Source organism: Duganella sp. Dugasp56, assembly GCF_047304105.1.
Lineage (GTDB): Bacteria > Pseudomonadota > Gammaproteobacteria > Burkholderiales > Burkholderiaceae_D > Rugamonas > Rugamonas hordei.
Window position 1 is genome coordinate 76,721 of sequence record NZ_JBGLYQ010000014.1, and the last position, 12,737, is coordinate 89,457.

Here is a 12,737-nt window from a genome sequence, read left to right on the forward strand (position 1 = left end):
GGGCTCAAATCGTTTTCGAGTAGCGCAGCGGTTGCGGGCCGTCCGCGCGTGGCAGGCCCAGGTAGCGGTCGAACACCATGCAGATGTTGCGTATCAGCAGACGGCCCCTGGGCGTGACGGTGATCCACTCCGGATCGACGACCAGCAAGCCGTCTTCCTCGAACGCCTTCAGCTTTTCCAGCTCGGCCGCGAAGTACAGCGGGAAGCGGATCGGATAGGCCTGCTCGATCGACGACATCGACAGTTCGAAATTGCACATCAGCTTTTGAATGACGATGCGGCGCAGCAGGTCGTCGGTATCGAGCTTGATGCCGCGCGCGACCGGCAGCCTGCCCTCGTCGAGCTTTTCATAATAGGCGTCCAGCGTTTTCTCGTTCTGGCTGTAGGTGGCGCCGACCGCGCTGATGGCCGACACGCCGCAGGAGATCAGGTCGGCCTCGGCGCGCGTCGAATAGCCCTGGAAGTTGCGCTGCAACAGGCCCTGGCGCTGCGCCACCGCCAGCTCGTCGTCCGGCTTGGCGAAATGGTCCATGCCGATGTAGACGTAGCCGGCCGCGCACAGGCGGCGGATGCTCAGCGCCAGCAGCTCCAGCTTGACCTCGGGTGTCGGCAGGTCGGCCTCGGCGATGCGGCGCTGCGGCTTGAACAGGTGCGGCAGGTGGGCGTAGTTGTACAACGCGATGCGGTCCGGGGCGGCGGCGATCACCTTGTCCAGCGTTTGCTCCATGCTGGCCAGGCTTTGCTTGGGCAGGCCGTAGATCAGGTCGATGCTGATCGAGCGGAAGCCGGCGTCGCGCGCGGCGTCCATCACGGCCCGCGTTTCCGCTTCCGGCTGGATGCGGTTGACGGCCTTCTGCACTTCGGGATCGAAATCCTGCACGCCCAGGCTGATGCGGTTGAAGCCCTGCGCGCGCAGCGAGTGCACGCGCTCGGCGCTGACGGTGCGCGGATCGATTTCTATCGAGTACTCGCCCTGCTGGTCCGGCGCGAAATCGAAATTGGCGTGCAGGTGTTCCATCAGGTCGCCCATCTGGCGGTCGCTCAGGTAGGTCGGCGTGCCGCCGCCGAAATGCAGTTGCTCGATCGTGCCCGTGCCCGCGAACAGGCGCCCCTGCATGTCGATCTCCTGCTTCAGGTAGCCGAGATAGGTGGCGGCCTTGCCGTGGTCCTTGGTGACGATCTTGTTGCAGCCGCAGTAGTAGCAGATCGTGTCGCAAAACGGAATGTGGATGTACAGCGACAGGGGCCGCCGGCTGCGGCGCATGCGCAGGCCGGCCACCGCCTCGAGGAACTGGCCGTAGCCGAAGTCCGGCCGGAAGCGGTCGGCGGTCGGATACGAGGTGTAGCGCGGGCCGGACTGGCTCAGTTTGCCGATGATGGCGGCATCGAATTCAACCGCGGGAAAGGTGTGCGCGTTCATGCTGCAAGGCGTTTCAGGGCGGGTTGCGGACGGGCTGCCGGGATGGCGGCGGCTTTGCGCGCCGGGCCGAATTTGAACAGGCTGACCGCCTGCTTCAGGCCGCCGGCCTCCAGCGCCAGGCTGGCGGTGGCGGCCGCCGCTTCTTCCACCAGCGCGGCATTCTGCTGCGTGACCTGGTCCATGTGGGCGATGGCGGCGTTGACCTGGTCGACGCCGATGCTCTGCTCGCGCGAGGCCACTGAAATTTCCTGCATGATGGCCGTCACCTGCTGCACCGACGCCACCACTTCCTTCATCGTGGCGCCGGCGCGGTCGACCTGCACCATGCCCGCGCTGACCTTGCCGACCGAAACGTCGATCAGGTTCTTGATGTCCTTGGCGGCGGTGGCGCTGCGTTGCGCCAGGTTGCGCACCTCGCCGGCGACGACGGCGAAGCCGCGTCCCTGTTCGCCGGCGCGGGCCGCCTCGACGGCGGCGTTCAGCGCCAGGATGTTGGTCTGGAAGGCGATGCCCTCGATCAGGCCGATGATGTCGACGATCTGGCGCGACGAGCTGTTGATTTCATCCATGGTGGCGATGACGTCGGCGACGATCTCGCCGCCCTGCACCGCCACGCTGGAGGCGTTCAGCGCCAGCTGGTTGGCCTGCGCCGAGTTGTCGGCGTTCTGCTTGACCGTGGACGAGAACTGTTCGACGCTGGACGCGGTCTCCTCCAGGCTGGCGGCCTGCGCCTCGGTGCGGCCGGACAGGTCGGCGTTGCCGGCGGCGATCTGGCGGGTGGCGACGGCCATCGTCTCGACGTTGACGCGCACGTCGCGGATGGTGGCGATCAGGTTGCTGTTCATTTGCTGCAGCGCCCGCAGCAGCTGGCCCACTTCATCGGTGGCCTCGGTCTCGAAGGAGCCGGACAGGTCGCCGGCGGCGATGGCGCGCGCGCCCTGCAATGCCCGGTCCAGCGGCTGCAGCACCGAGACGCGCAGTGTGTACCACAGGAACACGTTGATCAGCAAGCCGATGAAGGTGGCGCCGAAGATGGCGTAGCTGTTGCCCCCGCCACTCATCAGCGCGGCGGCGCAGACGATCACCTGCAGCACGTTGACCACGCTGGTGGCCAGCCAGATGCGCATCGCCAGCGAGGTGTGCGTCAGGCGCGACAGCAATGAGCCGGCGCCGGTATGGATCACCTGGCCGTTCTTGATGCGGATGTCGTGCCGGCCGCCGCCGCGCAGCTCGCGGTAGGCTTGTTCGGCCTTGGCGATCTGCTGGCGGTCGGCCTTGACCCGCACCGACATGTAGCCGGTGGTCTTGCCGTGCTCGCGGATCGGCGTGACGTTGGCGCGCACCCAGTAGTAGTCGCCGTTCTTGCAGCGGTTCTTGACGATGCCGGTCCACGGCGTGCCAGCCTTGATCGAGGCCCACAGGTCGGCGAACGCCTCGACCGGCATGTCGGGATGGCGCACGATGTTCTGCGGCGCGCCCAGCAGCTCGGCCTCGTCGTAGCCGCTGACCTGCGTGAAATAGGGATTTACATAGGTAATGTTGCCGTTTAAATCAGTCTTCGAGACGATGGCCTGATCGTCCTGGACCTCCACTTCGCGGTTGGTGACTGGCTGGTTGTTGCGCATGACTTGGGCTCCGGGTTATTGCTGTATCGCAATGAATACAACCAGTTTACGTAGTCGGACGCGCAAATTTATTGATGTAGATCAAAATTCCCCGGATTGGTTTGGGCAGGAAAACCGGCCTAGTCGCCGACGCTGAGCGGCCGCAGCAGGCCGACCGCATAGCCCTGGGCGTAGTCCAGACCCAGTTCGCGCACCACTTCCAGCGTCGGTTCATCTTCGACGTATTCGGCCACCGTGCTGATGCCCATCACGTGACCGACCTCGTTGATGGCCTTGACCAGCGCGCGGTTGATGGCGTTGGTGGCGATGTCGCGGATGAAGATGCCGTCGATCTTGAGGAAATCCACCGGCAGCGCCTTCAGGTAGGCAAACGAGGACAGGCCGCTGCCGAAGTCGTCCAGCGAGAAGCGGCAACCCAGCGCCTTCAGCCCGGCCATGAAGGCCTGCGCCTTGAGCAGGTTGGCGATCACGGCGGTCTCGGTGATTTCAAAGCAGATCTGCTCGGGCGCGATGTCGTGCTCGACGAACTGCTCGATGATGTAGTCGTGCAGGCCCTCGTCGCCCAGCGACGTGCCGGACAGGTTGACCGAGTACTGCGCCGGGGCCGGGTGGCGGTCTTCGATATAGGCTTGTTCGGCGCTGAGGCTGTCGCGCATGTTTTGCATGTGGCGGCAGACGGCGCGTATCACCCAGCGGTCGATCGCCGTCATCATGTCGTAGCGTTCGGCGGCCGGAATGAAGGCGCCCGGCAGGATCAGGTCGCCCTTGCCGGGCTGGATGCGGATCAGCACTTCATCGTGGGCGCCGTTGTGCTTGCCGAGGCCGACGATGGGCTGGGCGTAGAGCCGGAAATACTGGTGCTCGAACGCCTCGTTCAGGCGCGACACCCACAGCATCTCGCCCTGGCGCCGCGCCAGCCGCAGGTCCGAGTCCTGGTACAGGTGCACGCGGTTGCGGCCGCGCTCCTTGGCCAGGTAGCAGGCCTGGTCGGCGGCGATCAGCAGCTCGGTCATCGATTTGCTGTTGTGGTTGATCTCCACCACGCCAATGCTGACGCCCAGCTCGAAGGTGTGGTCGTCCCACACGAAGCGGAAATTCTTGATCGACTGCCGCAGGTCGTCGGCGATCAGCAGCGCCTGGTCGGGCGGGCAGTGCGGCAGCAGCACGCCCAGCTCGTCGCCGCCGAGGCGGGCCAGGATGTCGCTGTCGCGCATCTGCGTCTGCAGCATTTTCGACAGCAGCTGCAGCAGCAGGTCGCCGGCGCTGTGGCCGCAGGTATCGTTGACGATCTTGAACTGGTCCAGGTCCATGTACAGCAGCGCGTGCACGTGGCCCTCGTCCTTGGCGCTGTGCAGCGCGGTGGCGATCTGCACCTCGAATTCGCGCCGGTTGATCAGGCCGGTGAGCGTGTCGTGGCTGGCGTTCCACGACAGCTGCTTGGTCAGCTTGCGTTCGTGGCTGACGTCGCGGAACACCACCACCGCGCCCAGCAGGTCGCCGGTATCGGACCAGATCGGCGCGGCCGATTCCTCCACCGCGATGTGGCGGTGGTCGCGGGTGACCAGCTGGTTTTGCGACGACACGCTGATCGCCCGCTTCATGCTCAGGCATTGCAGCGCCACGTGCTCGGGGATGGGCGCGCCGGCCTCGTCAACCAGATTCAGCGTGGTGCCGATGTCGAGGCCGCGCGCCTGCTCGAGGTTCCAGCCGGTCAGTTGTTCGGCGATGCGGTTCAGGTATTCGGTCTTGCCGTGCTCGTTGGTGGTGATCACGCCCTCGCCGATAGAGCGCAGCGTGACGGCCGCCATTTCGCGCTGGCGCGCCACGCTTTGCTCGTTCTCCTTGCGGTCCGTGATGTCCCAGACGATGCCCAGCGTGCCGATCGGGTGGTTTTGCTCGTCGCAGAACACCTGGGCCTTGGCGGCCAGCCAGTGCACGCTGCGGTCCGGCCAGACCACGCGGTATTCGACTTCGTAGTCGCTGTGGGCGTCCACCGCGGCCTGCATGGTGCCGAGCAGGCCGTCGCGGTCGTCGGGATAGACAAATTGCAGGAAGGTGGAAAACGGTTGTTTCATGTCGCCGGTGGGCAAGCCCAGCAGAGCGGTGCCGGCGCCAAACCATTGCACGGTGCTGTTGATGACGCTGCCTTTAGACAGTTCGGAATCCCAAATCGTCATACGCGCCGCGTCCAGCGCCATGCGTAAATGCCGCTGCATATGCTCCATTACGTTTCTCCGCCCTGTTTTCGCTTCGACCGGGCAGAGGAAAATAAGTTCCGCTTTTTTTCAGCGCTCAGGCCGCTCTTTTGAACAGGCGCCAGATTTTTCCGCCCAGCGTGACCGCCGCCAGCGCCAGCGCGCCGGCGACCAGGCCGGCGACGGCGTCCAGCGCGCCCGGCGTGGCCCAGGCCAGCAGCGGGCCGGCGACCGGCACCGTGGCGGCCGCTTCGGCGGCGTGGTGGACGATGTCGTGGGTGCCCGGCAGGCCGTGCATCAGGATGCCGCCGCCGACCATGAACATGGCGGCCGTGCCCACCACCGACAGCAGCTTCATCAGCTTGGGCGCCGCCGCCAGCAGCACGCGGCCGAGCGCGCGCACCGCGCTGCCGCCGCGCTGGCTCAGGTAGAGCCCGGCGTCGTCCATCTTGACGATGCCGGCGACGATGCCGTACACGCCCACCGTCATCACCATGGCGATGCCGACCACCACCGTCACCTGTTGCATGAACGGCGCCGTGGCCACCGTGCCCAGCGCGATGACGATGATCTCGGCCGAGAGGATGAAGTCGGTGCGGATCGCGCCCTTGATCTTGTCCTTTTCCAGCGCCACCAGGTCGACGTCCGGGTCGCTGATGGCGTCGGCCAGCTCGCCCAGGTGGTCGTCATCGTCCTGGTGCAGCAGGCTGTGGGCGATTTTCTCGAAGCCTTCGAAGCACAGGTACAGGCCGCCCAGCATCAGCAGCGGCGTGATGCCCCACGGCGCGAAGGCGCTGATCGCCAGCGCGGCCGGCACCAGGATGGCCTTGTTCTTCAGCGAGCCGACCGCCACCGCCCACACCACCGGCAGTTCGCGCTCGGCGCGCACGCCGGCCACCTGCTGCGCGTTCAGCGCCAGGTCGTCGCCCAGCACGCCGGCGGTTTTCTTGGCCGCCACCTTGCTCATCAGGGCGACGTCGTCGAGGATGGTGGCGATGTCGTCGATCAGCGCCAGCAGGCTGGTGCCGGCCATCTCAGCGGCTTCCTTGCGGGGTAGTCAGGTTGGTCATATGCGTTTCCTTAGTCGATAAGCAATATTAACCTACGTTGGCCGCGCAGCGATACGCCGTCACCGCTACAATGTACTTTGCCGCGTGGCATGGTGCCGCGCCGTGACCGCACGGGATACCCTCATGAGCTTTGCCACCTGGATCACTTTTTTTGTCGCCGCCTGCATTATCGCGGTCTCGCCCGGATCGGGCGCCGTGCTGGCGATGTCGCACGGACTGTCGTACGGCGTGCGCCGCACCAGCGCCACCATCTTCGGCCTGCAGACGGGCCTGTTGCTGATCTTCTTCATCGCCGGCGCCGGCGTCGGCTCGCTGCTGATGGCTTCGGAAGTGGCGTTCAGCATCGTCAAGACGGTCGGCGCGCTGTACCTGATCTACCTGGGCCTGAGCCAGTGGCGCGCCAAGGTCACCATCGGCGCGCAGCAAAGCCAGGCCGAAATGACGGTGCCGGCGGCCCGCAAGCGCTTCCTGACCGGCTTCCTGACCAACGCCACCAATCCCAAGGGCATCATCTTCATGGTGGCGGTGTTGCCGCAATTCATTACGCAAGGTGCGCCGCTGCTGCCGCAGCTGCTGATCCTGGCCGCCACCATGTTCTGCATCGACCTGGTGGTGATGCACAGCTACGCCTTCCTGGCCTCGTCGATGCAGCGCTTTTTCCGCGACGCCGGCGCCGTCAAGAAGCAGAACCGGGTATTCGGCGGCCTGCTGATGGCGATCGGCGCGGCGCTGTTCTTCGTCAAGCGGGGCGGCGCCAGCGCCTGATTTGTAACCCAGTGTAACCCCGGTAGTCCAACGCGAAGTCGCAGCGTTAAATAAGATAAGAAGAAACATAAGAATAAACAGAGGAGCGCTGTCATGAGCCGCAACATCATCCATTCCGTCGTCCTGGCCGCCCTGGCCGGCTTTAGCGCGCTGGCGCTGGCCGACCCGCCGGCCATGGTCGGCCGCATTTCGTCGGTGCAGGGCCAGGTAACGCTGGTCGGCGACGACGAGCCGGCCGCCGTCGGGTTGAATTGGCCAGTGACCGGCGCCAGCCACATCAATACCGCCACCGGCGCCCGCACCGAGTTCCGCGTCGGCTCGACGGCGGTGCGCATCGACGGCGATTCCGACCTGGAAATCATCGACCTGGATGACGATCTGCTGCGGCTGCGCTTGAATTACGGCAGCGTCAACATCCGTATCCGCAGTCCCGAGCTGTTGCGCGATTTCGAGCTGAGCACGCCGCAGGCGCGCATCACGATGCTCGAGCCCGGCCTGCTGCGGGTCGATGTCGAGCGCATCGCCGACACCAGCCAGATCAGCGTGCTGGGCGGCAGCGCCCGGGTCGACGGCGCCGGTTCGTCGGTCACCGTCAACAACGGCCGCCAGGTCGAGGTCACCGGCGAGGACGTGCGCACCAGCGTGGCCCGCCGCGACGGCTTCGACGTCTGGTCCGACGAGCGCGACCGCGCCTCCGAGGCGGTGGTCAGCAGCCGTTTCGTCTCCAGCGGCATGACAGGCTACGAGGAACTGGACCGCAACGGCAGCTGGACCGAGACCGTCGAGTACGGCGCGCTGTGGACGCCGCGCAATGTCGCGGTGGACTGGGCGCCGTACCGCGACGGCAGCTGGGTCTGGCTGGCGCCGTGGGGCTGGACCTGGGTCGACAACGCTCCCTGGGGTTATGCGCCGTCGCATTACGGCCGCTGGGTGATGGTCAACCGCCGCTGGTGCTGGGCGCCTGGTCGTCCGGCCGGGCGTCCGGTGTGGGCGCCGGCGCTGGTCGGCTGGGTTGGCGGCGACGGCTTCTCGCGCGACCGCCGTCCGGGCCTGGGCTGGTTCCCGCTGTCGCCGCGCGAGCGCTACGTGCCGAATTACCGTGTTTCCAATGAGTACGAGCGCCGCCTGACGTGGACGCATAACGGCAGGCCCTTCGAGCCGCGCGGGGACCAGCGGAGGGATCAGCGAGGGGACCAGGACAATCACCGCAACGGCCTGACCGTGCTGCCGCGCGAGCAGTTCGAGGGCCGCCGCCACAGCGTGCAGGTGAACCGTGGCGCCGGCCTCATCCCGACGGCGCAGAATGCAGCCGTCGTGAACGCCGCGCCGGTGGCGCCGCCGCAGCCGACAGGCTTGCCGCGCACGGCCGAGACCAACCGCCGCGGCGGCTGGCAGGACCGGGATCGCGATCACGACGGCATTCCGGACCGCCTGGAACGCCAGACCAGCGGCCAGCCGGGACGGGTGCTGACGGCGCCGCCGCAGCCGGTGCCGGTACCGTTGCAGCCGGGCCGCCAGCAGACCACGACCACGCTGGCGCCGGGGCAGTTCGGCAGGCCGGATTCGGCGCCGCAGACCGTGCGTCCGGGCGACGTGCGGATCGATGTGCGTACGCATGGGCGGCCGGGGCAGTTACCGGCCACGTCGGGACAGCCGCAGCAGGGCAATCCGCAGGTGAATGCGCCGGTGGCGATGCCGGCGCCGGTGATGCAGGTCTCGCCGACGCCCACGCCGTCGCGTGAGCGCTTCGAGCGCGATGGCCGGGATGGTCGCGGAGATAACCGCGGTGACAATCGCAACGAAAGCCGCTACGAAAACCGCGGCGACGACAATCGCCGTCCGGTTCGCGTGCAGGAGGAGCGCCGCCAGGTGCCGCAGCCTGCGGTTCAGCAACCGCAGATTCCTCAGCCGCAGCGCCAGGTCCCGCAGCCCGCGGCGCCGGTGCAGGCTGCGCCGCAAGCGCAGCCACAGCCGCAACAGCCTCAACAGCCGCGCCAGGAACGGCATCGCGACGATGGCCGTGAGCGCGGCGACAACAAAAACCAGAATCGCCAGTGACCGTTTAATCCGGAAAAAGGGTAGTTCAGGGGGCAAAAACTGCAGTTCGTCACAATCGGCTGGTAGCGACGTGACACTCTGCATAAAGTTACAGTCATGCAAACACCGGGGGACAGCGTGAGAACCGGGGCGCACAACGCCCGCCACGCCAGGCCGTCGAGACTGTACCCATTTGCCCCAACTATTTTCCGGATTTCCCGATTTCCGATAAGAGAATAGTTTTTAGCCAGCCCTCGGGCTGGCTTTTTTTTGGCCGCGTCAGCTCTGCTCGGCCTTCAGCCGCAGGCGGGCGCGCCATTCGCCCAGCGCCGACAGCGCGCCCTGGAATTCGCGTTCGATCAGATCCGCCTCGGCCGCGGTGACCTTGCCGTCCAACAGCGCGGTCGATACCGCCTCCGCCACCGCGCCCACCTGGCTCATCACCTTGCAGACCGTCTGCGACAGGTCGTCGTCACCGATCCTTTCCGGCGAAGGCACCACGAAAGCCGCCATGCCGTGGCGCACCAGCAGCGCGTGCAGCGGCAGGTGCGCGTCCGGCACTCCAGCCTGGTGGCACAGGTCCACCACCGCCGAGACTTCCTCGAACGACGGGTAATGCGAGGCGATGGTCGGCGCCAGCTTGTTGCGCAGCACATTGACCGAGATGCCCATCGCCTGTGCCAGCGCTTCGATGCCGCCGGGATAGCTGCGCGCCACTTTGTACAGCGCGTCGTGTTGATTCATGTCCAGATATTTACGTGTCATGGTGAAGCAGGCCTTTTATTACCGATGCAAGCGCCGTCGCGCGGCGCTATGCTGATTTTCATTCAACTTATTTGCGAAAAGACATCATGAAGTCCTTTCATTCTGCCCTGTTACTGACCTTGTGCCTTGCGCTGGGCAGCAGCGCGCTCGCGGAGGCGCGGCCGTCCTCACATTCTGGCACATCGTCGTCGTATAAAAGCGGCTTTTCTTCACAAAAGAGCAACTCCTCGAAAAGCTCGCCAGCGGCGCCGCCGGCGGCCAACCGCCAAAGCGGACCGGGCGCGTTCGGCAAGGCGCCGGGCTCGCCGGCCTCCGCCACGCCGCGCAACACGTCGGCCGCCTCGCGCGACCTGGACCAGAGCGCGGCCCAGGCCAACGCGCTGAAAACGCTGGACGCGCGGCGCGCCGCCGCCACGCCGGCGCCGCTGCCGCCAAACGATACGGTTTTGCGGCCGCAGCAGTCGCCGGTGTATCAGGCACCGCCGGTCTACCAGCAGCAGCCGGTCATCGTGCAGCAGCCGAGTAGCGGCCTGATGCACGGCGTGCTGGGTTTCATGCTGGGCCGCGCGATGAGCCAGAGCCATCAGCCGGTGTCGTATCCGACGGCATCGAGCGGCAGCGGCACGGCGCCGGCCGCGACGGATGCGCAAAGCGGCATGGTCAACGGCATGCCGGGACTGGGTGCTCCGGTCCCGGCCGCCCCACCCGCTGCGCCGGAACCGTCGTTCGGCGCCACCGTGGCGCGCTGGTTTGTGTGGCTGGCGGTGTTGAGCGTGATCGGCTGGGCGCTGGTGTACACGGCGCGCAAGCTGCGCCGCCTGCGCGCCGGCAACGCGACGAATTATTCATTTGAGAGGAATTGAGATGGGCTGGTCGGATGCATACAACTACCTGCGCAACGGCGCGGCCAAACTGAGCGGCAGCGAAGCACCGCGCACGGATCAGGACTTGCCGCTGGGCGCGCGCATCGGCAGCGTGGTGCAGTTGCAGCAGTCGCCGCTGCTGCGCGCGGCCGGCGACGGTTCGCTGATCACGCTGCCGGACGAGGGCGACAACCGCATCGTGGCCGTGTCGCAGATCCGCCTGAAGCAGAGCGGCGGCCTGTACCGCTACTACCTGGACACCGGCGACTTGGATGCCAAGGAAAAATTCCTGCAGGTGTACCAGGACGGCCAGGGCCAGGTGCAAGAGCTGATGTATTGCACCCAGCTGGCCCGCGTGATCCCGGAAACGGCGGAAGACCAGGAGGCCTACACCGGCCAGTCCGGCGCCGGTCTGGGCGACCGCAGCTACACGCTGTGGCGTGAGCAGCTGGGCGATATCGGGCTGGACGAGGCCGACCTGGACCTGGTGTTCGGCGAGCGCGACGGTGTCGACTACTGGCGCGACGCGGGCGATCCGAACGCCGAGTTCGTCACGCCGTTCAGCGGCAGCGAAACCCGGCTGGACGACGCCAGCGGCCGCACCGGCTTGCGCCAGGAAATGTATTTCATGCCGTACGTGCGCCAGTTGCGCGGCGGTGGCAACGAGTATCTGCTGATCACGACTGAAATCATCAACAGCGTGAACGGCGACGCATCAAAACGCGGGATCCATGTGGACTTTGTCATTGGTATCCCGGTTGAGCAGCAACGCATCGTTATCCAATGATGCGCAACGTTATTTGATAAGGAAGACTGACATGAGCAACTTGAATGGCTGGGGTTTGACCGCGCGTTTGATCACCAAGCATTTCGGCGCGCTGGGCGACCGCGTATCCGAAGCGATCGCCAACTTCGACCCGGAAACCGCCACCGAGGCCGACCGCGACCGCCTGGCCGACAGCCTGCGCGCCACCGCGCAGAAACTGGCCGCCGCCCGCTCCTCCTTCGACAAGGAAGCGGCGGACGTGGTCAAGCTGCGCCAGCTGATCGCCACCGACGAGCAGGCCGCCGGCACCCTGGCCGACCGCCTGGCGGCCGGCAAGATTTCGGAAGCGACGATCACGCTGTTCTGCGACGAGCTGGAAGCGAACAAGGCGCGCATGCCGCTGGAATTGCAGGAGGAAGCGGATGCCAAGCAGTATATGAACGAACTGCAGACCATCGTCGACGCGCTGTCGAAGCAGTTGGCCGAGTTCGATTCGGCCGCGAAGAAGGCGATGCAGGCGCTGGCCTCGGCCCGCGCCCAGCAGGATCTGCAGAAACTGCGCGCCGAGCGCCAGAGCCAGCTGGCCGGGCTGAGCGGCATGCAGGGCAACTCCAGCGCGCTGAACGCGCTGACCCGCCGGGCCCAGAACGTCAGCAACGAGGCGGCCGGCCTGAAGATCGTCAACGACATCGGCCAGCGTCCGCACGACCAGGCGGCCGAGCTCGAGGCGATCCGCAAGTCGGTCAGCCAGCCGGCGCTGGGCAACGAATCGGCCCTGGCAAGGCTGCAGCGCCTGTCCGGCCAGCAGCCGGCGCCGCAGTTGGCCGCGCCGGACGCGCCCGCGCTGGAGATGGGCAAAGCATAAGCCAGCGCTGAATTGGCTATGAATTGGCTACAATAGAGGCCGGCGGCATCGCGTTGATGCCGCCGGTTTTCTTTTTTGATTGGAATGAATATGGAAGCGATCCCGCCGTCAGAGTCCCTCATCGAGTACCCGAGCGACTTCCCGATCAAGGTGATGGGGCCGACTCATATCGACTTTGCCCCGACCATCGTGCTGGTCGTGCAAAAGCATGACCCGGATTTCCACGAAGGCAAGATGGAAGTGCGTCCTTCGGCCAAGGGCAATTACACCGGCCTGACCGTGACCGTGCGCGCCATCAGCCGCGAACAGCTCGACGCGCTGTACTCCGAACTGTCGGCACACCCGATGGTCAAGATCGTGATGTAA

11 protein-coding genes are annotated in these 12,737 nt (G+C 66.0%); 6 read left to right on the forward strand and 5 right to left on the reverse strand.

The genetic code is table 11. From position 1 onward, the window contains the following. Positions 1-4: 4 nt before the first annotated feature. The 4 genes from hemN to ACCD07_RS11945 all read right to left on the reverse strand — a co-directional run bounded on the left by hemN (position 5) and on the right by ACCD07_RS11945 (position 6,273). Positions 5-1,420, reverse strand: coding sequence for an oxygen-independent coproporphyrinogen III oxidase (hemN, locus tag ACCD07_RS11930; protein ID WP_413447451.1), 1,416 nt, complete (start codon positions 1,418-1,420; stop codon positions 5-7). Further along, positions 1,417-3,045: a methyl-accepting chemotaxis protein gene (locus ACCD07_RS11935; RefSeq protein ID WP_353401745.1), complete on the reverse strand. Its 1,629-nt coding sequence runs from the start codon at positions 3,043-3,045 to the stop codon at positions 1,417-1,419. The genes hemN and ACCD07_RS11935 overlap by 4 nt, the downstream gene beginning before the upstream one ends. Before the next feature lie 119 nt (positions 3,046-3,164). Further along, entirely contained in the window at positions 3,165-5,261 is a 2,097-nt protein-coding gene (locus ACCD07_RS11940) for an EAL domain-containing protein (protein WP_353401744.1), read from the reverse strand. Positions 5,262-5,337: 76 nt separating this feature from the next. Continuing rightward, entirely contained in the window at positions 5,338-6,273 is a 936-nt protein-coding gene (locus ACCD07_RS11945; RefSeq protein ID WP_413447452.1) for a DUF808 domain-containing protein, read from the reverse strand. 160 nt (positions 6,274-6,433) lie between these two features. Between ACCD07_RS11945 and ACCD07_RS11950 the strand changes: the two genes are divergently transcribed. After that, positions 6,434-7,075, forward strand: a complete 642-nt coding sequence (locus ACCD07_RS11950; RefSeq protein WP_176653274.1) for a LysE family transporter — start codon at positions 6,434-6,436, stop codon at positions 7,073-7,075. Between the two features lie 93 nt (positions 7,076-7,168). Further along, positions 7,169-9,133 (forward strand): DUF6600 domain-containing protein, encoded by a 1,965-nt coding sequence (locus ACCD07_RS11955; RefSeq protein WP_413447453.1) that lies wholly within the window; start codon positions 7,169-7,171, stop codon positions 9,131-9,133. Positions 9,134-9,391: 258 nt separating this feature from the next. Here ACCD07_RS11955 and ACCD07_RS11960 read toward each other — a convergent pair whose 3' ends face one another. Then, a complete protein-coding gene (locus ACCD07_RS11960) occupies positions 9,392-9,877 on the reverse strand; it encodes a phage regulatory CII family protein (RefSeq protein WP_413447454.1) in 486 nt (161 codons plus the stop codon). Positions 9,878-9,963: 86 nt separating this feature from the next. Between ACCD07_RS11960 and ACCD07_RS11965 the strand changes: the two genes are divergently transcribed. The 4 genes from ACCD07_RS11965 to ACCD07_RS11980 all read left to right on the forward strand — a co-directional run bounded on the left by ACCD07_RS11965 (position 9,964) and on the right by ACCD07_RS11980 (position 12,737). Then, positions 9,964-10,740 carry a hypothetical protein gene (locus tag ACCD07_RS11965; RefSeq protein WP_413447455.1) on the forward strand — a complete coding sequence of 259 codons (777 nt, stop codon included), beginning with the start codon at positions 9,964-9,966 and terminating at the stop codon, positions 10,738-10,740. Position 10,741: 1 nt separating this feature from the next. Beyond that, complete coding sequence (locus ACCD07_RS11970; RefSeq protein ID WP_176653278.1) at positions 10,742-11,527, forward strand: DUF2491 family protein; 786 nt, start codon at positions 10,742-10,744, stop codon at positions 11,525-11,527. Between the two features lie 31 nt (positions 11,528-11,558). After that, the gene (locus tag ACCD07_RS11975; protein ID WP_353401735.1) at positions 11,559-12,371 is read left to right on the forward strand and encodes a hypothetical protein; all 813 of its coding nucleotides are present in this window, start codon (positions 11,559-11,561) and stop codon (positions 12,369-12,371) included. 90 nt (positions 12,372-12,461) lie between these two features. Then, the gene (locus tag ACCD07_RS11980; protein ID WP_176653280.1) at positions 12,462-12,737 is read left to right on the forward strand and encodes a DUF493 family protein; all 276 of its coding nucleotides are present in this window, start codon (positions 12,462-12,464) and stop codon (positions 12,735-12,737) included.

Bases quoted from the DNA above. Each gene is read 5' to 3' on its own strand.
- ACCD07_RS11975 (WP_353401735.1), top strand. From the start codon at position 11,559: ATGAGCAACTTGAATGGCTGGGGTTTGACCGCGCGTTTGATCACCAAG.
- hemN (WP_413447451.1), bottom strand. From the start codon at position 1,420: ATGAACGCGCACACCTTTCCCGCGGTTGAATTCGATGCCGCCATCATC.
- ACCD07_RS11945 (WP_413447452.1), bottom strand. From the start codon at position 6,273: ATGGCCGGCACCAGCCTGCTGGCGCTGATCGACGACATCGCCACCATC.
- ACCD07_RS11970 (WP_176653278.1), top strand. From the start codon at position 10,742: ATGGGCTGGTCGGATGCATACAACTACCTGCGCAACGGCGCGGCCAAA.
- ACCD07_RS11950 (WP_176653274.1), top strand. From the start codon at position 6,434: ATGAGCTTTGCCACCTGGATCACTTTTTTTGTCGCCGCCTGCATTATC.
- ACCD07_RS11935 (WP_353401745.1), bottom strand. From the start codon at position 3,045: ATGCGCAACAACCAGCCAGTCACCAACCGCGAAGTGGAGGTCCAGGAC.
- ACCD07_RS11965 (WP_413447455.1), top strand. From the start codon at position 9,964: ATGAAGTCCTTTCATTCTGCCCTGTTACTGACCTTGTGCCTTGCGCTG.
- ACCD07_RS11940 (WP_353401744.1), bottom strand. From the start codon at position 5,261: ATGCAGCGGCATTTACGCATGGCGCTGGACGCGGCGCGTATGACGATT.
- ACCD07_RS11955 (WP_413447453.1), top strand. From the start codon at position 7,169: ATGAGCCGCAACATCATCCATTCCGTCGTCCTGGCCGCCCTGGCCGGC.
- ACCD07_RS11960 (WP_413447454.1), bottom strand. From the start codon at position 9,877: ATGACACGTAAATATCTGGACATGAATCAACACGACGCGCTGTACAAA.
- ACCD07_RS11980 (WP_176653280.1), top strand. From the start codon at position 12,462: ATGGAAGCGATCCCGCCGTCAGAGTCCCTCATCGAGTACCCGAGCGAC.